We start from the raw sequence: 22,890 nt of genomic DNA on the forward strand, positions 1-22,890 counted from the left end.
ATATCGTTTTCAGCCAGTAGCGAATCGCTTGATGTCGTCCATTGCCCCTGCGTGGGCTAAACGAGGCAATTGAATGGAATTCAGATCATTTGAAAAATCCTGGGGCGCTGAGATTCTTGCGGATAGCAGCGTCCGTTTTCGTGTTTGGGCACCTGGGCAGCGGCAGATTACGTTGAGACTTGCCGACAAGGATACGGCCATGGCGCAGGTGGGCGACGGCTGGTTTGAGCTGCAGCTCAGCGGCGTGGTAGCCGGTGCAGAGTATAACTTTGTGCTGGCTGACGGCACGGTGGTGCCGGATCCCGCCGCACGCGCGCAGCAGGGCGACGTCAATGGCCCTTCCCTGGTGATCGATGCGCACAACTATCGCTGGCAGCACACCGCCTGGCAAGGTCGGCCTTGGCAGGAGAGCGTGGTGTATGAGTTGCATATCGGCACCTTCACACCTGAAGGCACCTTTCGGGCAGCGATTGAGAAGTTGCCGTGGCTGGCGGAGTTAGGGATCACTCAGCTGGAAGTGCTACCGGTTTCGCAGTTTGGTGGCAATCGCGGTTGGGGCTACGACGGTGTGTTGCTCTACGCACCTCACTCCGCTTACGGTTCGCCGGATGATTTCAAAGCCTTTATCGACGCCGCGCATGCGCACGGTTTATCGGTGGTGCTGGATATCGTACTCAACCATTTTGGTCCGGAAGGCAACTATCTGCCGCTGCTGGCACCTGAATTCTTCCATCAGGAGCGTATGACGCCGTGGGGCGCGGGCATTGCTTATGATGTCGATGCCGTACGCCGCTATATCGTTGAAGCGCCACTTTACTGGCTGCAGGAATATAACCTCGATGGCCTGCGTTTTGATGCCATCGATCAAATTGAAGATAGCTCCAGCAAGCATGCTCTGATTGAGATCGCCGAGCGTATTCGCCGGGAGATTCCCGACCGCCCTATTCATCTCACCACCGAAGATTGTCGTAACGTCATCTTCCTGCATCCGCGCGACAAACAGGGTAACGCGCCGCTGTTTAGCGGCGAATGGAACGATGATTTCCACAATGCGGTGCATGTGTTCGCCACCGGTGAAACCCACGCCTATTACCAGGATTTCGCCGACGTGCCAGAGAAGTTGGTGGCGCGCGTGCTGACCGAAGGTTTTGCCTACCAGGGCGAACTGTCGCCGCAAAGCGGTCAACGTCGTGGCGTGCCCAGCGCCGGACAGCCACCGGTGGCGTTCGTCGATTTCATTCAGAACCACGATCAGGTCGGCAACCGTGCGCAGGGTGATCGATTAATCACCCTCGCCGGCAGCGATCGCACTAAGGTGCTGCTGGCGACGCTGCTGCTGTCACCGCATATTCCGCTGCTGTTTATGGGCGAAGAGTACGGCGAAACTAATCCGTTCCTGTTCTTCACCGATTTCCACGGTGATTTAGCCAAAGCGGTACGTGAAGGCCGGGCCAAAGAGTTTACCGGCCACGCCGGTCATGACGAAGAGGTGCCCGATCCCAATGACCCGCAAACCTTCACGCGTTCGAAACTCGACTGGAACAAACTGCAAACGCCCGCAGGCCAAAGCTGGCTGGCATTGACGCGCGAGCTGCTGGCGCTGCGCCAGCAATATATTGTGCCGCTGCTGGCAGATGCCGGCGGCAACAGCGGCAAGGTGCTCGCCACGGCTGAAGGCTTTGTTGCCGTTAGCTGGCGTTTCCCGCAGGGCGAGCTGTCGCTGGCGTTGAATATCGGTACACCAAACCAACCGTTGCCGGATATGCCGGGCAGGACGATTTTCGCCTGGCCGCAAGAGGCTGAAGCATTGCCACAACACGCCATCGTGGTGCGTTTGGCACAGGGAGCAACAACATGAGTATTCCAACCGCGACGTACCGTATTCAGTTCCGTAACGGCATGACCTTTGATCGCGCTGCTGCGCTGGTGCCTTATCTCAAACGCCTCGGCATCAGCCATCTGTATGCCTCGCCGATTTTCAGCGCCACCGCCGAATCGACGCACGGCTACGACGTGATCGATGCCAATGAGATCGAACCGGCCATTGGCGGTCGTGCCGGTTTTGATCGTTTGGTTGCGGCGCTGCAGCAGGCGGACATCGGTTTGATCCTCGATATCGTGCCGAACCATATGGCGGCCTCGCTGGAGAATCGCTGGTGGCGTGATGTGATTGAGTATGGCGAAAGCAGCCGCTATGCCAATCACTTTGATATCGACTGGACGCGCCGCCTGACGCTACCGTTTCTTGGCGACAGCTTTGACAACGTGCTGGAAAACGGTGAGCTGAGCATTCAGGCAGATCCGCAAACGGGCCATCCGGCGCTGGCCTATTTCGACAGCTTCTATCCGCTCACGCCGGCGAGCTGGCAGGATCGCGCTGATGAAGTGCTTGCCATTACCGATGCCAAAGCGATTGCTGAACTGCATGATCAACAGCCGTGGCGCCTTATCAGCTGGCGCGACGCACGCAGCGAACTTTCCTATCGCCGCTTCTTTGAGATTACCGGTTTGGTGGGCGTGCGCGTGGAGGATCCGGCCGTATTTGCCGATTCTCACCGCTTGATTCTGGAGCTGGTGCATTCCGGCGCAGTCAGCGGTTTGCGTGTCGATCACGTTGATGGCCTGGCCGATCCGCAAGGCTATCTGCAGCAGCTACGCCGCGCCACCGGTGAGGATTGCTATATCACGGTGGAAAAAATCCTCGCCGAAGGTGAGCACATTCCCGCCGACTGGCCAATTTCAGGCACCACCGGTTACGAGTTTATTGCTGCGCTCTCACATGCGCTGATCGACGATGCGCAGATTGATACGCTGCATCTGGCGTATGAGTCCACCACCGGCGAACGCAACAACGTTGAAGCCGGATTACGCGTGGCGCGTGAACTGATGGTCGATCGCAATTTCGCCGGTGAATTTTCCCGCCTGCTGCAGCTGGCGACGCAGATTGCCGGCTCGGAACACCGCAACCTTGGCGAAGCGGAACTGCACGTTGCGTTGCGTGAGATCCTCATCGCCTTCCCGGTATATCGCACTTACGGTCAGTTGAAGGGCATGCCGCTGGAGGGCGAGGAACTGCTGCAACAGGTGCTGGAGATCGTGAAAAACAGCGCCTCGCCGACGGTGCTGAGTTTGCTGCAGGCGATTTTACTGGGCGCGGTATCTGAAGAGAGCGAACACCATGCCCATGAATTCCGCATACGCTTCCAGCAGTTAACCGGACCGCTGATGGCGAAGTCGGTGGAAGATACCCTGTTCTTCCGCAATCACGTGGCGTTAGCCATCAATGAAGTAGGCGCTGAACCGTTGCCGCACGCCTTTTCGCTGGCGCACTTCCACAGCGAAATGCAGACGCGGCTGCAACAGCAGCCTGACGGCATCTCATCCACGTCAACCCACGATACTAAACGCGGTGAAGATGCGCGCGCGCGTCTATATACGCTAAGCGAAGCCCCTTCGCTGTGGGCCGAAAATGTCACGCGCTGGCGCCAGATTAATCAAGCGCAGGTAGTTGAACTGGAGGACGGTGCCGCACCGGAACCCGCGGTGGAGTGGATGCTGTATCAGGCATTAGCTGGCGTGTGGCCAACGACTCTGCAACCGCAGGACGCCAGCGAGCTGGAGTCGCGCTTTATCCCGTTTGTCGAAAAAGCGTTACGCGAAGCCAAGCTGCGCACTGACTGGGCTGAGAACAACGAAGCCTATGAAAAAGCGGTGCTGGATTACGCGCGCCACCTGCTGTCGCCTGCCAATCAGCTGTTCCTCAGTGATTTCAGCCACGCCCTGCAGCCGTTTATTCAGGCTGGGCTGATCAACAGCCTGACGCAAACGGTGATCAAACTGACCGCGCCGGGCGTACCGGATATCTATCAGGGCAGCGAAGCGCTGGATTTCAGCCTGGTCGATCCCGATAACCGCCGCACACCCGACTTTGAGCAGCTGGAACAGCAGCTGGATGAATCGGCGTCTCCCGACTTTAACGATGCGCAACACTGGCTAAGCGGCAAGCTTAAACAGCAGGTGATTGCGCGCTTACTGCAGCTGCGTCGTGATTATCCGCAGCTGTTTCGCATGGGTGATTATCAGCCATTAAACGTTAGTGGCGAACATCAGGAGAAAGTGATTGCCTTTGCGCGCCAGGACAGCGACCACGCGCTGCTGGTGATCCTGCCGCGCCTGAGTTTCGACAACGCCCAATGGACGCAAACTGAAGTGGTATTGACCGAATCACTTGCCCATCGCCACTACCGCAATCTCTGGACCGGCGCAACCGTGACGATTGGCGATTATATCGCGCTGGATGAGGCGGCCTCGAGTGCGCCATTAGTGCTGCTTAGCAACTAACACATTGTCTGTTAACGCTGTTTGAGGAAATAACATGGAAAACGGTAAGCCTACAGAAATTACAGCAGGTTCGGGACAAGTGCTTGGCGCTAACTTTGATGGCGAGGGCGTGAATTTTGCCCTGTTCTCGGCCTGTGCCGAGCGGGTTGAGCTGTGTTTATATGACGAGAGCGGTGAAAATGAGATTGCGCGTTTCGATTTGCCAGAATATACCCACGAAGTGTGGCACGGCTATATTCCCGGCTTACAGCCTGGCGCGCTGTATGGTTATCGCGTGCACGGCCCGTATGAGCCGGAAAACGGTCACCGCTTTAATCCCAACAAACTGTTGCTTGATCCTTACGCGCGCGAGCTGGCGGGCGAACTGCATTGGGATGAATCGCACTTTGCCTACGATTTGCTGCACGAAGATAAAGATTTAAGCTTCGATACTCGCGACAGCGCGCCGTTCACGCCGAAATGTCGCGTCATCGATCCTAACGAGTTTGACTGGCAGGATGCCAATCGCCCGAATATTCCGTGGTCGAAAACGGTGATTTATGAGGCGCACGTGAAAGGCTTCAGCCAGCTCAATCCGGCGGTGCCCGCTGAAATGCGCGGCACTTATGATGGTTTGAGCAATCAGGCTTCGATCGACTACATCAAAAGCCTCGGCGTCACCACCGTTGAGCTGCTGCCGGTGCACGGTTTTCCAGACGATCAGCATCTACTGGATCGCGGCCTGAAAAACTTCTGGGGCTATAACACGCTGGCCTTCTTCGCGCCGGCAACGCGCTACTTTGGTCCGCGCGGCATTCAGGGTTTCCGCGATATGGTGCGCGCTTTCCACGATGCCGGGATCGAGGTGATTTTGGATGTGGTGTACAACCACACGGCCGAAGGCAATGAGCTGGGCCCAACCTTGTCGTTTAAAGGCATCGACAACTACTCCTATTACCGCACGCTGCCAGATCAGCATCGCTACTACATCAATGACACCGGCACCGGCAACACGGTAAATACCTCACATCCTCGCGTACTGCAGATGATCCTCGATTCGCTGCGCTACTGGGCTGAATCCATGCACGTGGACGGTTTCCGTTTCGATCTCGGTACCGTGCTGGGACGTGAACCGGAAGGCTTTGATCAGCGTGGCGGCTTCTTCGATGCCATCATGCAGGATCCGGTGCTCTCCAAACTGAAGCTGATTGGCGAGCCGTGGGATATCGGCCCGGGCGGCTATCAGGTGGGCGGCTTCCCGCCAGGTTGGGCGGAATGGAACGACAAGTATCGTGATACGGTGCGTGAATACTGGAAAGGTGACATGGTCACCAATGATTTTGCAGCACGCCTGCTCGGTTCCGGCGATCTCTACGATCAGCGCGGCCGTCGGCCCTGGGCCAGCATCAACTTCCTCACCGCCCATGATGGCTTCACCCTGAATGATTTGGTTTCGTACAACGAGAAGCACAACGAAGCCAATGGTGAAGATAATAATGATGGCCACAACGAGAACCGTTCGTATAACTACGGCGCTGAAGGCCCAACCGACGATGAAGGTATCAACGCGGTGCGCGAGCGGCAGAAGCGCAACTTCCTCGCCACCCTGCTGTTCTCGCACGGTACGCCAATGCTATTGGCGGGAGATGAATTTGGCCGTAGCCAACTCGGCAACAACAATGGCTATTGTCAGGACAGTGAAATCTCCTGGCTGCATTGGGAGAATTTGCCGCCCTCAGCCGATGCACTGCGCGATTTTACCCGCCAGGTACTGGCGTTGAGAGCCGCGCAGCCGCTGCTGCGCCGTGAAAGCTGGCGCGATGGCATGGATATCAAATGGTTCAACGCCGGTGGCGGATTCCAGCAGGCCGACCAATGGGATGATGGCACCACGCTCGGCGTGTATCTAGGCCGCCCTGACCTGCAGCCGGAAGATGGCATCTGGCATGACGTGCTGATGCTGTTTAATCCGTATGAAGGCAACGTACCGTTCCGCATCCCGCAGTTCGGTGAAGGTGGTTGGGTGCTGGAGCTTTCTACCTCCGACGGCGTGGAAAAGGGGTTGGTGATTACCAAAGAGAAGGATTTCGAGCTGGAAGGCCGAAGTATGGCGCTATTCCGCAGGCCTTGATCATCCCTTGCTGAATGCGCAATAAATTGCGCCGCTACAGAATGAGCACACGTATCCGTAGCGGCGCGATTTATCGCGCTCTGTTGTTATTCTCGCCAACGCTCGCTTTCCGCAACGATTTTTGCGCCCGCTGATAAAAATAAATTAACTAAATTCCCTCATCTGCCGATGGTTATTAATCTGCCCTGTTCTCTGCGCGCCGTTCGCAGGGAGGCTTTTAGATTAAGGATAATAAGATGAACATCTCCCAACGCCTGTTCCTGACCTTTTCCATGCTGTTCGCCGCCATCATTCTGCAAGCCGTGCTCGCCATTAGTTTGCTTTCCGGCTTTCAGGATCGTTTTGAATATGTGCAAGCCAATGCGATTCCCTCGATCAAAGATCTCGGTAAGCTGATCGACGGAAGTAATCGTCTGGCGCTGACGCTGTATAAACATAAAAGCCAAACCGATGACAACAAAATTCCGGCGGTTGAAGAGGAGATCGCTAAGCAGCTGGCTGAGTTGAAATCGCTTACCGATTACTACATGGCACACGATATCTCCAGCGATGAAGATAAGCGTTTAACCGAACTCGCTTACGACAATATTCAGCGGGTGAGCGCCGCGCTCCCGGCCTTTCTGACGGCTTCCCGCGCCCATCAAAATGACCTTAGCCTGGCGTTGATTGAAGAGCAAAACGGCATCGGCGGCGCGATTCGTCAATTGATTGCGGATTACCAAAAGCAGCTGGCGCTGAATATTGCCATCGGCGATGAACTGCGCGCCACCAACCGTAGCACCTTCCATTCGGTACTCTGGACCACCATCACCGGCGTCACCGCCACCGTGGTGATTTTTGGCTTGCTGTCGCTGTTCACCGTGTTGCGTATCCGTCGTAGCTTGTCCGCCGCCGGCAAGGTGATGATGGCCGCCAGCGAAAACCTCGATCTGACCCTAAAAGCAGACGAAAGCCGTCGCGATGAAGTCGGGAATATGGCGCATTCGTTCAATATCCTGATGGAGCGTGTGTCAGGCGCCCTGTCGTCTGTGCGTCAGGCTTCGCAATCGGTCAGCAGCGCCTCCGTGCAGATCTCCGCTGGCAACGAAGATCTCTCATCACGTACCGAGCAGCAAGCCGCCTCGCTGGAGCAAACCGCCGCGAGCATGACCGAGCTAAGTGAAACCGTGCGTCAAACGGCGGATAACACCCATCAAGCCAGCCAGCTTGCCGCTAACGCCAGCGGACTGTCGGAAAAAAGCAGCGCATCGCTTACCACCATGCTTTCGACCATGGACAACATTCGCGGCAGCTCGCGCAAGGTAACGGAAATCGTCTCGATCATTGAAGGCATTGCCTTCCAGACCAATATTCTGGCGCTGAACGCCGCAGTAGAAGCCGCGCGTGCCGGTGAGCATGGGAAAGGGTTTGCGGTGGTGGCAGGCGAAGTGCGCAGTTTATCGCAACGTTCAACCACCGCCGCGCGTGAGATTAAGACGCTAATCGAAGAGTCGCACCGTCTGACCGAAGCGGGTGCTGAGCAGGCGAGCGATGTCGGCCGCAACATGAGCGTGATGAACGATGCCATCCATCAGGTGAGTCAGCTGGTGGAAGAGATCGCCGCGGCCGCCGTCGAGCAGAGTCAGGGCATTGTGCAGGTGCAGCAAGCGGTAAATCAGATGGATGACGTCACGCAGCAGAACGCCGCGCTGGTGGAGGAGGCCTCTGCCGCTTCGCAGTCACTGCAGGAGCAAGCCGGGAATCTTAATCAGCTGGTGGGTAAATTTCACGTTGCAGAGACTGCAGAGGCTCATCGCCCCGCAGCGGTGGCGCGCACGCCGTCACCGGTGAAATCCTCGCGCGTTGCGCTGGTGAATGACGCGGATTGGCAGAGTTTTTAATGCGCTGCCCTCCACAATGCTCTTGTGGAGGGCATTTATGCTGTTAGCGCTTTACGCTTGATCAAGTAAGACAGCTAACTGCTGTAAAGCGCTTTGCAATTGATATCCCGCCTGAATCCGCTCCACTTCATTGGCTTGCTCAACGCTGTCACAGGCACGCAGGATAAAATCTGCGTGAATACGCTGTGCCGAAGCACGAATTTGCGCATTGAGCTCAAGTAACGATTTGCCATCTCTTTTTGCCAGCAGTTGGTTCAGCTCTTCCTGATAATCGGCATTACTGCGTTTGAGTTGCCCGATGATCTGCGCGTTAAGTTGACTATCGTTGCCGGTTATTTCAGCCAGATGGAAGGTCGGCACGGCTTCGGAGGGTTGAGCGAACACCTCAAGTAGCGCGCGCCGCACGTCGTCCAGCGTACAGGGTTTGAATAAGCAGCCATTCATCCCGGCCTGTAAACAGCGATCGCGTGCTTCATTCATGGCATCAGCCGTAAAACCGATAATCGGTAGCGCGGGCAGTTGCTGAGCTTGCTCCAAATCACGAATGGCGCGGGTCAGTTGATAACCATCCATGCCCGGCATATTGCAGTCGGTAATGACCAGATCCCAGCGTTGGTGATTAATCAACGCCAGCGCCGCCAGCCCGTCTGCCGCTTCTGTCACCTGATGCCCTAAATGGCTTAACTGTTTATTCATCAGCAGGCGGTTGGCAACGTTGTCATCCACCATCAGAATGCGCATTTCACTGAGGTTTTTGCTGATCGGCATAGCAACCTCAGCGGCGGGTAATTGACTGGCCACCGGCAGTAAAATCGTTGCGGTTACGCGCGTGCCCTGCGACGGCTGGCTCTCAAGCGTAATGTCACCATTCATCATGCGGCAGAATGACTGGCTAATATAGAGTCCCAGCCCGGTGCCTGTTCGACGGTTATCCGCCTGTTCAAAAGGCTGAAACAGCTGGGATTGCTGCTCCAGAGGGATACCAATACCACTGTCACTGACGCGCAGCGTAATTTCAGCCTGTTGCGTCATCTGGTTTAACTGCTGCTCAACTTCCAGTAGCACGCCGCCGCTGTCGGTAAATTTAATCGCATTACTTAATAGATTGGCCATCACCTGCTTAATACGCAGCGCATCGATCTCCACATTCTCAACCGTATGAGACGGAACTTGCAGGGACAAAGATATCTGTTTTTGTAACGCCAACCCTTTAAAGGTATTCACCACACTCTGCGCGATATCCACAATATTGCCGGGTTTAGGCATTAACTCCACTCGCCCATTTTCGATGCGCGAGATGTCGAGAATATCGCCGATCAACTCGACCAATCCCTCTGCGGAATCTGACGCCACTTCCAGTGCCTGCATATCCAGCTCGCCAGTTTTGCCTTTACGAATCGCAATATCGAGCATGCCAATAATCGCATTCATCGGGGTGCGAATTTCGTGGCTCATGGTGGATAAGAAGGTAGATTTAGCCCGGCTGGCCTCTTCGGCCTGCTCTTTAGCAATGCGCAGCGCTTCCGTCATCTGCATGCGTTCAGTGATATCCATCCACCCGCCTAATACGCCGGCTATGTGCCCGGAGGCATCCTGATAAGGTAAAAACCAGGAGTAAAAAGCCATGAACTTCTTTTTCCCGGTGTTGGGATTTACATCAAAGGTTTCATCGACAAAATAGGGTTGGTTATTTTTCATCACATCCATAAAAATCTGGTGGATGCGAACTGCATGCTCCTGCCGATGAAAAGGCGCTTCTTCCAGAATGGTTTTGCCCAGCGCCTGCGATCTTTCCAGACCCACGATATCAAGATAATGACGGTTACAGTCGATCAGGCGTCCCTGCACATCGCGGGTAAACATCGGGAACGGCATGCCATCCAGCAGATGACGCATTTTTTGGTTTTGATCATCCAGAGCCTGTTGCGCTTGCTCTTTCAGTATCGTCTGGCGACGCAGATAAAAGGCCCAAACGGCGGAGATGAGTACTAACGCTAACGCAGCACTTAATGAGCCGATAATGACGGTGCTATAGCGATACCAGAAGCTGTCCTCCACCACCATGTTATGAGGTCGCCAGCGGTTACCAATAAGATCTAATTCATCCGGGGGATAAGAGAGTAAAACTTTATCAATAATATTTTGTAGCATCGGTTCATTTGCAGAGACCGCAAAAGCAATAAAAGCAGGATTATTGCCGACCGTATTAACGATTTTAAATGCGTCGTTGTAGATGCTGACTAATTGATATTCGGTGTTAACCATCGTATTGACTACCGCATCCACCTTGCCCTTATCCAGCAGCTTCATCACGTGATTAGCATCAGTGGCATGAACTATTTTGATGGTGGGATATTGCTGCGCGATCATCGGTTCTACTGCGGTGCCGGCAATAATGCCCAATCGCTTACCTTGTAAATCCGCTACTGACAGAGTCTGTCGATCTTTTTTAGGCACCACTAATACAAAGGCATTACGTAAATATCCGCGGGTAAAACGCAGTTTTTCCAGCCGACTGGCGCTCGGCGTTAAAGCCACCAGCATGTCTGCTTTATTTTCAGTGACCTGTTCAATCATCGATTCGACATTATCGCCACGAATAAAACGAAAATTCAAGCCCGTGGTGAGCGCCACCATTGACAGCACATCCGGCCCCACGCCTCTTACATTACCGTTATTATCAATAAACGAGACGGGTGCATAATTTTTAAGCGTTAATACATCTAATTGCGGGTGATTTTTAATCCACAATAGCTCTTCGCTATTGAGTGGAATGGGCTGACCTTCCTGCAATAGTCCCGATCGCCCAGGCAACCAGAATTGTAAAATCTTGCGAGAGAATTCCGCTGGCAGTGCATTTAGCGCCTGATTCAAAATAGTCAGCAAGGTTGCGTTGTTGGTATTTACCGCAAAGCTGATTTTCGTTTCAGGTGTGCTGGCGTATTGAGCAATGCGCAAATTATTTAGAAAATTACGACTGACTGGATAGGCATCGCCGAAATAGACCTCTGCGCGACCAAAAGTCACCGCACTGATTGCATCCTGGTAATTATCATAGATTTGCAGTTTCGCCAGTGGATAATAACGCTTAAATGTTGCTTCAGGCATAAAACCGCGCGCCATTGCCACGGTACGATCGGTAAGATAATACCCCGGCTGCTGATTTTGTCTGGAGGGTACGGCAATAATTGATTGTACGCCGGTATAAGGCTGAGTCAGTTGACTTCCCTGCGGCGCTCCCCACGACGTTACGGTAGGAATGAGATCAATTTTGTCATCTTTTAACGCTTGCCACAGTGCCTGCTCACTCTCAAAGCGGGTAACCTCAACCGAAACGCCCAACATAGCGGTAATTTGATTAAGATATTCAGCAGAAATTCCCTGCAATTCGTTACGACTGCTGCGAAAGGTGAATGGCGGCCAGTCACGTGAAAAAACGCCAACTTTTAATACCGGATGGTGCTTAACCCACTGTTCACCTTCAGGAGATAACGTTAGCGGAATAGTGGCATCGACTGCATCGTTGACACGACTGAGCAGGGTCATTTGTTCGGTTGCAGCCATAACCTGAGTCAATCCACAACTTAGGATAAATACGCTGAGAGATAACTGTAATCTGACCCGACGCCAAAATCTCATAATGCTCCTTTCACGTTAAAACCCTCATTTGTAGCAGGTCAACTCGATAACCCTCAGCGGCTTCTCTTCTTAATAGCGTGTCAAAACAGCTTTGTCGCGGGAGATAACTTCCCGACCAGCTCAACCAAATTTCTTGCCTGGGTCTTTTGTAACACACGCGCTTTATAGGTGCTGACCGTTTTACAGCTCAGCCCCATCATTTGCGCGATTTCACTGTTACTTAATCCACGCAGCAGGAATTGCAATACTTTATGCTCTTGCGCCGAGAGTTTATCTTCCAACGAGTGCGGTGAATTGCTGGCACTTAATTCCACCACATCACTGCAGGTTTGCAATGGAAAAAAAGCATAGCCGTCCTGAACGGCATCAATGGCGCGCGGCAGATCCTGGGGAAGATTATCTTCGCCAATCAGTGCTGCCGCGCCACAGCGACGAAAAGCCTCCGTTGATTGTTGCTCGGGCTGCGCGGCAATCAGGATAGTTTTTCCCGTATATTGACGTTTATTGAGCAGTTCCAGCACCTCAATAGCCGAAATAGCGGGTAATTCCGTGCTCATTATTACTGTATCCGCCGCAACGGTTTCTACCAGTTGCAGGGCTTCATAACCATTAGTTGCACTCCCTAATACCCGCATATTTTGCGTGAGTAATACAGACTGAATGACTCTTCGTCTTTGCTCGAGCGTTTCGACAATGATTACGTTATTCATAATGATCAGTTGAATAAATCATCGCGATATTTGAACAGCTCAATATCGCTTTTGATACCCAGCTTACGCATGCCGGATTGTTTATGGCCGCTGATGGTCTTGCGACTGCGCTTTATTTTGGCGGAGATTTGCAAAATCGTCATGCCATCGAGGAAGCAACGCAAAATTTCAGATTCACGCGGAGTAAGCAATTGCACATTACGGAAAACATCTTCACGACTTTCCGCCGCTTCACCTTCTACGCCCTCTTCGCCCTTATTTATGGGGGCAGATGGCGCTTTTACCGGCATGGCCAGCAGCTCATGTTTAATATTTTCCGGGCGGTAAATCTGACCACTCGCGACCTGACGAATAGCATGAAAATACTCTTCCATCGTCGCGCGTTTACTCACGTAGCCACGAATACCAATGTTATAAGCCGTGCGGATCACCGCCAGGCTCTCAACTGAAGAAGAGAGCAAGATTTTCATCGCCGGATAGTGATTTAAAATCTGACGAATCAGCGATAATCCATCTAACTCTTCATCGCCTAAAATATAATCGAGGATCAACACATCAGGCCGATCGGTACGTAAGTAACGCATTAACTCGTTGCTCAGGCCAAAACAGCCGCTGAGCACAAAGTCTTTTTCATCCGTAATCACCATCTGCAGCGAACTGCGGATAATGGGGTGATCATCCAGTAGAACGATAGATATTTTTTTGTTATCAGATAACCAACTCATCTTTAATGACCTCAGTAAATAATCTCTTTGTTTGACTGATATCCAGTGAAATCAGCGTAAGTTGCCACTCAGCCATGGAATGAGCTGGCCTGCGCTGGCGTAGCCGCGGAAGGTGGCACTGTAACTGTCGAAGCGATTGGTCACTTCGGCCACGCGGTTGTTGTAGTAATCAGATTCTGCAGATAACACGTCAAGCAAAGTCCTTTTCCCAAGGTGGTACCACTGGTCAAAGAACGCCAAGCGAATACGATCGGACTCAACCGTCAAATTACGGTAAAGATCAGCACGCTGCAGCATGGAGCGCGCGTCCTGGTCGGCGTTACGTATACGATAGTCAAGATCGCGCTTTTGTTCTGCAATTTGTTCGCGCTGCGCTTCAGCACGTTGCAGTGCAGCCTGTTCTGCAGCGGTACCTGAACCGCCACGGAAAACACCCCAGGTAACATTGACACCGGTCTGCCAGGCTTGCTGACGACCAAATTGATCCTCAGCGGTATTTTTACTCACTACCCAGTTAATCTTAGGCAAATTTGATGATCGCACCGCTTTCGCTTCAGCGACAGCGGCTTCAGTTTGCGCGCGCGCCTGACGAATCACCGGATGGTTATCCACTGTGCCCAGCAAACGCTCAATCGACGCCAGGCTGACATTCCACTGCGCGGTGCGCGGTAACGGAATATCGGTCTGCCCGATTAACTTATGCAAAGTAATTTCGGTTTCGCGCGCTTTGGCCAGTGCATTATCCAGCGAGGATTGCGCCTGCAGCTCACGTCCTCTGGCCTGGGTTAATTCACTGCGGCGGCCTGGGTCCGAACCGACAATGCCACTCAGCATTCGCACCAGCTCTTTCATCCGCGCCACATACTGCTGGCTGAGCTCGATAATCAGGCGCTGTTTACTCAGTTCAACCAACGCAGAGCTCACCTGCCATGCCAAATCTTCTGCCGATGCATTAACCGCAATACCGGCCGCCTGCGCGGTTTTCTGGCGGCTCTCAATGGTGTTGCTGGTTTGACCGAAGTCATACAGCGTAGTCGCCATGTTGAGATTCACTGCCGGCGTATTGCTCTGCTTACTCTTCTCGCCACCGCCAAACTGATACGAACGCGAACTGGTGCCCACATCAACCTGCGGCCAGCGTTGGCCTTTCGCTTCGTCGACGCTGGCATCGGCGGCCTGAGCACTGAACTGCGCGCTACGCAGCTGTGGGCTGGTCTGCAACGCAATTTGGGTGGCGCGATAGAAAATGGCTCTGAGCGCATTTTCATCCGGACCACCAACATGATGGCTGCGATTCAACGCGCTAGCAGGCGGTAACGCATTAATCCGGTTAAGTTGGTTCGCTTCCTTAGTAGAAGCCGCAACCGGCTCTTCCGGTACGGCGGTGAACGGATCGAAATCCAGCTTTTGTTGCTGATACAGCTCCTGCGCCGCCTTTTGCTGCGCTTGCGTGGTTACCGCAGGGCCTTGACCTTTATTCACCTCCACCGGTGTGGCGACTTTCTCCGCCACTAACGTGGGTTGTGGCAGCACAGAGCTGGCCGAAGCTTGCGGCGCACGTTGTCCGGCTGGCTTGGATGGCGCCGTTTCCCACACCAGCATGCCGCCGGTTCGATCCGTCGCGCGCGGAGCCGTCACAGGCACCGGCGGTTTGGCGGGTACCGGCGTGGGCACTGCCGCTCGAATCGGTGCCGGTGTCTGGGTTGCTACAGGGCGCGGCGGTACTGCGGTCAGCGGCGCGGATCGTGCCACCGGCGCAAGCACAGGTGCTGGAGCCGGTGCGGATGGGATGATGACCGCAGGTGCAGGCATTCTTACCGGCGCCGGCGCAGGTGCCGGCACAGGTTTAGCTGCGCCCTGCTGCGCCACCGTAACGAACGCTAACAGCTCGTCATCTTCTGTGCTGGCATCTGCCGGAACCATCCAAAATTGCGCAGCAATTAACAGCGCCAGCAAGCCAACCTGCGTTTTCATCTGTGAAGTAGAGTTATTCATTATTAACGCTCACGGAATGCTTCACGGGCTTTCATCACCGGTTTCAGCAAGTAGTCAAGGATGGTTTTCTCACCGGTACGAATTTCAACCGTGGCGATCATTCCAGGGATAATCGGCAGTTCCTTGCCACCTGCGTGCAACGAACTGTTATCCGTCAGGACCATCACGCGGTAATAGGTGTCATCCGGGCGACCCGCAGCGGATTTCTGGTCATCTTTTAAGGTGTCGGGACTGATAAACTCCACTTTCCCGGTCAGACCGCCATAAATCGCATAGTCGTAGGCAGTGATCTTCACCATCGCCGGTAAGCCAGGACGCAGGAAGGCGACATCAGAAGGACGGATTTTTCCCTCCACCAGCAGCTGATCTTCCAGTGGAACGATCTCCATGATGTGTTCGCCCGGCTGAATAACGCCGCCGATGGTATTGACGCGCACATTCTTCACCGTGCCGCGCACCGGAGCACTAATGCTGGTACGGTCGAGCACGTCAGAGCGACCAATCAGGTTTTCCGAGGTTTGCGACAGCTCCAGCTCCAGTTTGATTAACTCGGAGTTGGCATCGGCCTGGAAGCGGTTCTTACGCTCCACGATTTGCGACAGCAGATCGTTGGCTGAACGGCGCATACGCAGCAGCTCGACTTCTGACAGCAATCCGCGTTTCGCTAGCGGTTCGGCCAGCGAGACTTCGCGCATCGAGAGCGCATAGCTACGCTGTAAGGCTTCAACGCTCTCATCCAGCGCTTTCATACGCGAGTTGTAGGCACGCGTCTCCTGCTGAACCACCGCCGGGTCGGACATCACCTGCTCATCAAACTTCAGCGGCATTTGGTAAGCTTCAGCACGCAAACGCGTAATGGTGGCTTTCAGGCCAATGACTTTATTCAGCACTTCGCGATAGCTCGATTGCGCACGCGTTGGGTCAATTTTCAGCAGGATTTGCCCCTGCTCGACGATGCCGCCTTCGCGCACGTTCATCTCCGCCAGGATACCGCCTTCAAGACTCTGAATAACCTGCTCGCGGCTCTTAGAAATAATGGTGGCGTCGCCGCGCGTGATCTCTTCCACCCTTGCCAGACTGGCCCAGATAATGGCGGAGCTAAAAATAAGCAGAATCATCCACAGCACCAGGCGCGAGCCCGGCGTGCTCTGTGACATCAGTGATTCCTGGATGTCACTCATAAATTGGGCATCGGCGGCAGAGACCGTTTTCTTCTTTTTGCCGAAACCGAAACGGAGCCATTTCATACTGTCTTCTCCTCAGCTTGCGCCTCTGGGTTCACGGGCTCGTTCGCTGAGGCCTGCGGGGTGGCAACGGCTTTCTGTTGCGCCCGCGGCTGAGCGTTATCGCCACGCAGGCTCGCCAGAATTTTGTCTTTAGGACCGTCAGCGGCCACCTTGCCGTTTTCGACGATGATGATGCGATCAACCAGTGCCAGCAGTGAGGGACGATGTGTCACCACCACCAGCGTCTGTTCCGCCGTGGCACGCTTCAGGTGCTCAAGGAAAATGGCCTCGGTTTGGTTGTCCATCGCGCTGGTGGGTTCATCAAGCAGCAATACTTTAGGGCGCAATAACAGGGTGCGCGCCAGGGAGACCAGCTGACGCTGCCCACCCGACAAGGCGTTGCCGTGCTCGCCGACCGGCAGGTTGATCCCGCTTGGATGACGCGCAGCAATTTGATCCAGTCCGGTAAGACGCAGCACACGCAGCAGTTCATTGGAGGTGGCGTCTGGCTGGCCAATCATCACGTTTTCACGCAGGGTGCCGTAAAACAGACGTGCATCCTGGCCGACGTAGCCCACCGAACGACGCCAGTCCGCAGGGTCGATCTGGTTAATGTCCAGCCCACCGGCAAATACCTGCCCTTTCACGGGTTGATACAGGCGCGCCATAATGCGCAGCAAGGTCGATTTACCGCTGCCGATGCGTCCCAGAATCGCCACACGCTCACCCGCTTTAATGTTGAAACCGATACCGGTGAGGATTTCCGGATTAGGGCGCATAGGCGGTGCTGGATAAGAGAACGCAATCTCTTTCAGCTCAATGTCGCCATTGAGTTCTGGCTCCGGCAGATAGTTCTGCTGTGGGTCACGATCGGTCGGCATATCCATCAGCTTGTTAAGCGAATCGAGAGCCGCTTTCGCCTGCTGGAAACGCACCGCTAACCCCATTACCTGGCCTAGCGGCGCCGTGGCGCGGCCCGACAACATCACGGTCGCGATCAGCGCACCCATGGTCAGCGTGCCATCGGAGATCAGATACACACCAATCACAATCAACAACACGGTCTGGAACTGCTGCAGGAACGTCACGGCACCCATCGCGGCGGTAGAAATACGCTTTGATTGCATGCCGCTGGTGGCCTGCATGGCGCTGAAGTTCTGCCAGCGGCGCTGCATGTGGGCTTCACCCGCTACGGCTTTGAGGGTTTCCATGCCTTCAATCGATTCAATCAACACGCCTTGCTTCAGTGAGGCTTCCTGCAAGTTACTGCGCATGATTTTCTTCAGCGGCCACTGAATAATCAGGCTGACCAGGATAATGGTTGGAATCATCATCAACGGCACCCATCCCAGCGGGCCACCGATGGTGAAGATGACGGCAACAAACAGCAGGACAAACGGCAAGTCAGAAATTGCTGCCAGAGTTGCAGATGAAACAAAGTCACGTACCGATTCAAACTCACGCAGCTGGTTAGCAAACAGGCCAGATGAGGACGGCTTATTCTCCATGCGCACCGCCAGAGCCTGGCGGAACAGCACGCTGCCCAAAATCAAATCTGCTTTTTTCCCCGCCACATCAAGCAGGTGCGCACGCACGTAACGTGTGACAGCTTCAAATACCATCGCTACCACCACGCCAATCGCTAATGACCACAGCGTGACAAACGCCTGGTTTGGAATTACTCGGTCGTAAACGTTCATGGTGAAGAAGATGCTCGCCAGCGCCAGCACGTTGACGATCACTGCCGCCAATGCAGCGCTGCGATAATAGCGGCGATACACCCACAAGGTGCTGAACAACCAATGCTTCTGGTTTTGTGGCAGGTCTTCTGCCACTTGCGGATCCACTTTCGCGGTGGGTTTCACCAGAATGGCGAAACCGGCGTACCACTCCATCAGCTCTTCATGTGTGATCTCTACCGGTGACATGCTGACTTCCGGCATGATCAACTGGTAGTAAACCGTCATCTTATCTTCTTCGTTTTTGCGACGTTCACGGCCTAACAACAGCGTCCCGCCCGCGCCTTTGCGAATCAGAATAATCGGCATAACCTGCTCAGGCAGCTCCCACGCCTGACGCTCTACCAGACCGCCGGTCATGCCGGCATTTTCCAGCGCCTTGAGTGCCAGCGATGGCGTCAGCAGCGTGCCTTTTGGCAAGCCGGCCATTAAGGCGTCATCACTTTTACCTAAACCGTAGTAGTGGCAAACCCAGGAGAGGCTTTGCAGTAGTGTGTCGTCAATACGTGTTTGCACGCGCGCAGTGGCTTGCAATTCAGATTGTTGCTCTGTCAGCGAATTCGCATCCATTTCAGCATCTCAGTCGGTGTGTCGTTGGTGGCAATTCTTCGTGCAGGAATATTCCTGCGATTTGAGAAAATTCTGACAGACGGGAGGGAGGGGAGATACAAGCCGGGTCTTGGTTGCTTTAAGGTTTCAGGCACAGAAATAAGAAATTTCTTTTTCTTTTAGGATTAAGATGATTGGAAAAAAGATCGATATGGCAAAAAACCCAATAAACCTTAATCTAATTAGGGTTTATTGGGTTGATATGAAGTAACAATTAAGGCGCGACAACGCCCTTGTGACAAACCTGAATGGTAGATGCGCGCGAAAGTAAATGGATACTTTTATCCAGTCCACTTAATTCATTAAGCGCCATTGACGCGGGTTTAATAACCGAGCGACCGTTAATTTCACTGTCTACGCGCAGATATACCGTTTCACCTTGCGCCAGTTGATATTCGCCAGTCAACGCTTCCTTGCCTAAATAGTGCGGCGCTTCCTTTGTCCAGGCACTGATAAAGTGTTCCCCTGGCGTCAGGCAAAATACCACATAGCTGTTTGGCTGCAGCGAGGCGTGATATTCACCGTTCACATATAAATTAGCCGTTCCCTCAGTAAAACGATCGTCTTTACGATAATAAACGATGCGCGCCTGATCCTGACCAAGCTCACTTTGTACGAAGGCTGATTCAATGGTTGAGGCATTTTCTGGGGTGGGGTGAATTGCAAAACCATTTTTCATCCACAGCATGAAAAGGGTCAGAAGAAAAATTCTTTTTGTCATCGGAGTTTTGCGGGTATTGATTAAAATACCCGCCTTCCATCTTAATAGGTATTATCTGAGAGTCGGTTATCCTGCAGCGGCTCGAGCGGATTAGCCACAAAGCTGGCGACATCACCCAACTGCGTCAGCATCAATGTCTCTTCCTCTTCCCACAGCGTGATGCCGCCTTGTGGATGAATCAACATTTGCAGGCTTATTTCATCCAGTGGTGGCGACAGCTCCAGCGGCATTTCGTCTAAGAACAGATCTGATTCACCCACTGGCAGCAATTCACTGAGACCAAAAGCAAAGTCAACTTTAGCTGGCTGAATAACCGGTTCAACCGGCGTCAGATTAATCGGTGAAGCGGTGTCAATTAACGGCACGGTGGTGATGAGCGGAACCGCGCTGACCAAGTCCGACAGACTTACATCATCGCTCTCCACGGGTTTGGCCTGAACCACGACCAGTCGAATCGGTTCTGCCGCGATTTCACGTACACCTTGGGTGTCAGTGGTAAACAGCCGGAACTCATAATCCCCTTCCGCCAGTGGTTTTTGTAGTTGAATAAACCAGTTACCGCTGGCATCTACCACGCTGCTGCCCATCACTTCACCATGCTGGTTAAGGACTTCAACCAGCGTTGCAGGTGCGGCTTTCCCGGCGAACGTCAAACGATCTTCATCAGATAGCGTGGCATCCAGCAGAGATTCCTGACGCTGATTGAGCACTTCAAAGCTGAAGTTGCTGGCGTCATTCAGCGATGAATCAATCACCGCTTCGTCTAACAGTTCAAGTTCACTGGCAGCCAGTTCGAGCTGGGTGAAACCGGCATCTGCTCTCTGTGACTCGGCCTGCATATTTAACGGGATATTTTCAATCTCAGATACGATCTCGTGCAGAGTTTCCGTTGCGAGAAAAACGTCGCTCTCTTCAGATTCAGCTTTAGACGTCTGCGGCTCTTTTGGCTGCGCAACTTCTGTATCAGCAGCGATGGCCGCCCACTGGTCTACCAGCTCGACTTTAGTGACTGCCGCGGCGGCTTTCGCACTCGCCATCACCATTTCATAACTACTTTCACGGTCCATTGCCGCCATGCCGCCAAGCGCCAATAACGAAGCGGCGGAGCCGTGCACCAACATGCCATGCAACGTCATTACGCCGTTAGCCTGGTTTAAGGACTGCATCAATTGCCCGCCTTCGGACCATGCATGGCTGCGCACATCAACATTCTGCCAATCATGGGCTTTGAACTTATCAGTGCGATCTGTAGACAAGTTTTGCTGTATCAGGTTGGACAACCACGCAGTCGGGGCGGTGCCAGCCAGGGTAGGAGTAAATAATTTCATTGTGAATATCCTCATTCGCCGCAGAAGTTGCAGTTTTCTTCACATCAGAATTGCTGAAAGACGGGCTGCACTCGCTGTCCCGCCATATCAGACAATTCTGGTGTTCTGGCGATAACTTCACCACAAGCCAGGTCTTGATTGTGCCGATTGTGTTATCGCGGATATTGCCAACTGAAATTAATTGACCTGCAGAACAAAGACGTTTTGCTGCGGCAGCGCATTGCGCACGAAGGTGATGCTGTCGGGAGAGATAGCGGCATCGATAAGCGCCTGACGGAACTGCGCTTCACGCTGCTGTTGCGCGGGCCGGGTGCTACCTGGATCGACCATATTGACTTGCAGCTGATTGATCCACGCGTGGTCCTGGCGGATTTGCACCACTAAATCGGCGATGGCTTCGCGTCCCTGCTGCGACAAAGTGGTGTCAGATAAGAACAGCGATTGGCTGGGTAACAGATAATCTACCCTGGGCTGCGTCAAGGCATAATCAAAGGCACAGGGCAGCGCGGACGTGGCGCGGGACAGCAAATGCGCCTGGCGACGCGTCTGTTTTAACTCATCTTCCCCTAACGCAGATTTGACCGATTTAGGCGGTTCATGCATCAAGGTATGCTCATCTACCCGCAAGAAATAGGTGCGTCCGGGCTTCATGGTGGTCACAAACTGGCTTTTATCCTCTCCCGTGGCAGGTAAAAACCGCCCTAACCTTACGCCAAGATGGTGAGTGCCGGGTTGTACACAGAAAGAGGTGTAACCGCCGGGCAATAAGCTGGTGTGCATTTTTCCATTGATATAGATATTTGCTCCACCACTGGCGGTGACAAGAGCATTCTGCCGGTAAAATACCACCTGGCTCAGGGCTTGCGTCACCGGTTGATGTTTCCGATAAGCCTCACCAAAAGGATTGGTTGAAACAGTCGAGGCAATAACCGAAGGTACAACGGCAGCAAACAGCAGCGAGCCAATCACCAGACGCTTAGCAGCAGGCATTTTAGATTTCCCTGGAAATGTCTAAATAGAGCGGCAGCATACCGCCACCTTCTACAACGTTTTAATTGCCGCCAGCCTAGGTAAATTGAGTTTTTATTGGAACAAGATGTATCCCGGTTTTAAAACCCGATAAAACCATAAACCCCGTTCTTTTGCTGAACAGGGTTTAAATGATGATGTTCTTTAAGCTGCCTTAATAATGCTGGTCGCCAGCTCGCTTTTTACCCGGAAGCACACATCGCGAATAGCAAATTGATATTTAGGCATCGCCAAATCATTTACATCACTGCTGATACCATTTTTAACTTCGAGGTACTTTTTCAATTGGCCAGCGGTTCTATCAAACTCATTTTTAAATTGCTGATGTTTAGCCACGTTATAGGTCTGCAGTGCATCCAGTTCTTTACGGCACTGCATAATACGCGAGGCGTAATCCTGGGTCTGAGATTCGGCAGCAGAAACACGTAAAGGTTGTGCCGGGGCCGTTACCACGGATTTTACTTCAGGTGCAGGAGTCGATTTATTGGCTGCCACGCAACCGGACAGTAATAAAGCGGCGCTAATGGCAGTGACGATACTTTTCATTTTAAACCCTATGTTGAGATAGAAATATCGCAACTGACTCATTGGTTAGACGCGATATCGGATGCGGCAGATAGTAGGAATTTTCTTACATATCGGATACAAGACTCATCTTGGTTTATTTCGGGCGCGGTGTTTTGCCGCTTTTAGCAAGCAAAATGTCACCTGAACACGCTGTCAGTGACGCTTATCTGCCAATAAGGAAATTAGCGCTAAATGAATATTGCTGCGTGATTTGATGGCACGCGCTGATTATCGGCAAGACGTGTCTTGCATTGATTCATAACCATGATAT

General features: G+C 53.3%; 14 protein-coding genes. 4 read left to right on the forward strand and 10 right to left on the reverse strand.

The window, feature by feature from the left end; translation table 11 throughout:
* Nucleotides 1–73: 73 nt before the first annotated feature.
* The 4 genes from treZ to WH298_RS21355 all read left to right on the forward strand — a co-directional run bounded on the left by treZ (nucleotide 74) and on the right by WH298_RS21355 (nucleotide 8,331).
* The gene (gene treZ, locus WH298_RS21340) at nucleotides 74–1,858 is read left to right on the forward strand and encodes a malto-oligosyltrehalose trehalohydrolase (RefSeq protein WP_180823960.1); all 1,785 of its coding nucleotides are present in this window, start codon (nucleotides 74–76) and stop codon (nucleotides 1,856–1,858) included.
* The gene (gene treY, locus WH298_RS21345; RefSeq protein WP_180823961.1) at nucleotides 1,855–4,341 is read left to right on the forward strand and encodes a malto-oligosyltrehalose synthase; all 2,487 of its coding nucleotides are present in this window, start codon (nucleotides 1,855–1,857) and stop codon (nucleotides 4,339–4,341) included. The genes treZ and treY overlap by 4 nt, the downstream gene beginning before the upstream one ends.
* A 34-nt stretch (nucleotides 4,342–4,375) precedes the next feature.
* On the forward strand, nucleotides 4,376–6,451 hold the full coding sequence (gene glgX / locus WH298_RS21350) for a glycogen debranching protein GlgX (RefSeq protein ID WP_049853297.1): 2,076 nt from the start codon (nucleotides 4,376–4,378) through the stop codon (nucleotides 6,449–6,451).
* A 236-nt stretch (nucleotides 6,452–6,687) separates the two neighbouring features.
* Nucleotides 6,688–8,331: a methyl-accepting chemotaxis protein gene (locus WH298_RS21355; protein ID WP_180823962.1), complete on the forward strand. Its 1,644-nt coding sequence runs from the start codon at nucleotides 6,688–6,690 to the stop codon at nucleotides 8,329–8,331.
* A 51-nt stretch (nucleotides 8,332–8,382) separates the two neighbouring features.
* Here WH298_RS21355 and WH298_RS21360 read toward each other — a convergent pair whose 3' ends face one another.
* The 10 genes from WH298_RS21360 to WH298_RS21405 all read right to left on the reverse strand — a co-directional run bounded on the left by WH298_RS21360 (nucleotide 8,383) and on the right by WH298_RS21405 (nucleotide 22,598).
* Nucleotides 8,383–11,895, reverse strand: coding sequence for a transporter substrate-binding domain-containing protein (locus WH298_RS21360; protein ID WP_180823963.1), 3,513 nt, complete (start codon nucleotides 11,893–11,895; stop codon nucleotides 8,383–8,385).
* A gap of 155 nt (nucleotides 11,896–12,050) precedes the next feature.
* Nucleotides 12,051–12,680, reverse strand: coding sequence for a LuxR C-terminal-related transcriptional regulator (locus tag WH298_RS21365; RefSeq protein WP_180823964.1), 630 nt, complete (start codon nucleotides 12,678–12,680; stop codon nucleotides 12,051–12,053).
* A gap of 5 nt (nucleotides 12,681–12,685) precedes the next feature.
* Entirely contained in the window at nucleotides 12,686–13,405 is a 720-nt protein-coding gene (locus WH298_RS21370; RefSeq protein ID WP_180823965.1) for a response regulator transcription factor, read from the reverse strand.
* A 51-nt stretch (nucleotides 13,406–13,456) separates the two neighbouring features.
* Nucleotides 13,457–15,400, reverse strand: coding sequence for a TolC family protein (locus WH298_RS21375; RefSeq protein ID WP_180823966.1), 1,944 nt, complete (start codon nucleotides 15,398–15,400; stop codon nucleotides 13,457–13,459).
* Nucleotides 15,401–15,402: 2 nt separating this feature from the next.
* On the reverse strand, nucleotides 15,403–16,647 hold the full coding sequence (locus WH298_RS21380; RefSeq protein WP_176972936.1) for an HlyD family type I secretion periplasmic adaptor subunit: 1,245 nt from the start codon (nucleotides 16,645–16,647) through the stop codon (nucleotides 15,403–15,405).
* Complete coding sequence (locus WH298_RS21385) at nucleotides 16,644–18,935, reverse strand: type I secretion system permease/ATPase (RefSeq protein ID WP_180823967.1); 2,292 nt, start codon at nucleotides 18,933–18,935, stop codon at nucleotides 16,644–16,646. The genes WH298_RS21380 and WH298_RS21385 overlap by 4 nt, the downstream gene beginning before the upstream one ends.
* 253 nt (nucleotides 18,936–19,188) lie before the next feature.
* Nucleotides 19,189–19,695 carry a hypothetical protein gene (locus WH298_RS21390; protein ID WP_180823968.1) on the reverse strand — a complete coding sequence of 169 codons (507 nt, stop codon included), beginning with the start codon at nucleotides 19,693–19,695 and terminating at the stop codon, nucleotides 19,189–19,191.
* A gap of 41 nt (nucleotides 19,696–19,736) precedes the next feature.
* Nucleotides 19,737–21,023, reverse strand: a complete 1,287-nt coding sequence (locus WH298_RS21395; protein WP_180823969.1) for an Ig-like domain-containing protein — start codon at nucleotides 21,021–21,023, stop codon at nucleotides 19,737–19,739.
* A 177-nt stretch (nucleotides 21,024–21,200) separates the two neighbouring features.
* A complete protein-coding gene (locus tag WH298_RS21400; RefSeq protein WP_180823970.1) occupies nucleotides 21,201–22,013 on the reverse strand; it encodes a DUF2846 domain-containing protein in 813 nt (270 codons plus the stop codon).
* Between the two features lie 183 nt (nucleotides 22,014–22,196).
* Nucleotides 22,197–22,598, reverse strand: a complete 402-nt coding sequence (locus tag WH298_RS21405; RefSeq protein WP_180823971.1) for a hypothetical protein — start codon at nucleotides 22,596–22,598, stop codon at nucleotides 22,197–22,199.
* Between the last annotated feature and the right edge of the window lie 292 nt (nucleotides 22,599–22,890).

Origin of the sequence: Pantoea nemavictus (assembly GCF_037479095.1) — a bacterium.
GTDB lineage: Bacteria > Pseudomonadota > Gammaproteobacteria > Enterobacterales > Enterobacteriaceae > Pantoea > Pantoea nemavictus.

What these genes read in the sequence shown, in the direction of transcription:
- WH298_RS21365 (WP_180823964.1), bottom strand. Translation starts at nt 12,680, where the DNA reads ATGAATAACGTAATCATTGTCGAAACGCTCGAGCAAAGACGAAGAGTC.
- WH298_RS21380 (WP_176972936.1), bottom strand. Translation starts at nt 16,647, where the DNA reads ATGAAATGGCTCCGTTTCGGTTTCGGCAAAAAGAAGAAAACGGTCTCT.
- WH298_RS21390 (WP_180823968.1), bottom strand. Translation starts at nt 19,695, where the DNA reads ATGACAAAAAGAATTTTTCTTCTGACCCTTTTCATGCTGTGGATGAAA.
- WH298_RS21375 (WP_180823966.1), bottom strand. Translation starts at nt 15,400, where the DNA reads ATGAATAACTCTACTTCACAGATGAAAACGCAGGTTGGCTTGCTGGCG.
- WH298_RS21405 (WP_180823971.1), bottom strand. Translation starts at nt 22,598, where the DNA reads ATGAAAAGTATCGTCACTGCCATTAGCGCCGCTTTATTACTGTCCGGT.
- WH298_RS21355 (WP_180823962.1), top strand. Translation starts at nt 6,688, where the DNA reads ATGAACATCTCCCAACGCCTGTTCCTGACCTTTTCCATGCTGTTCGCC.
- treY (WP_180823961.1), top strand. Translation starts at nt 1,855, where the DNA reads ATGAGTATTCCAACCGCGACGTACCGTATTCAGTTCCGTAACGGCATG.
- WH298_RS21385 (WP_180823967.1), bottom strand. Translation starts at nt 18,935, where the DNA reads ATGGATGCGAATTCGCTGACAGAGCAACAATCTGAATTGCAAGCCACT.
- glgX (WP_049853297.1), top strand. Translation starts at nt 4,376, where the DNA reads ATGGAAAACGGTAAGCCTACAGAAATTACAGCAGGTTCGGGACAAGTG.
- WH298_RS21360 (WP_180823963.1), bottom strand. Translation starts at nt 11,895, where the DNA reads ATGGCTGCAACCGAACAAATGACCCTGCTCAGTCGTGTCAACGATGCA.
- treZ (WP_180823960.1), top strand. Translation starts at nt 74, where the DNA reads ATGGAATTCAGATCATTTGAAAAATCCTGGGGCGCTGAGATTCTTGCG.
- WH298_RS21370 (WP_180823965.1), bottom strand. Translation starts at nt 13,405, where the DNA reads ATGAGTTGGTTATCTGATAACAAAAAAATATCTATCGTTCTACTGGAT.
- WH298_RS21400 (WP_180823970.1), bottom strand. Translation starts at nt 22,013, where the DNA reads ATGCCTGCTGCTAAGCGTCTGGTGATTGGCTCGCTGCTGTTTGCTGCC.
- WH298_RS21395 (WP_180823969.1), bottom strand. Translation starts at nt 21,023, where the DNA reads ATGAAATTATTTACTCCTACCCTGGCTGGCACCGCCCCGACTGCGTGG.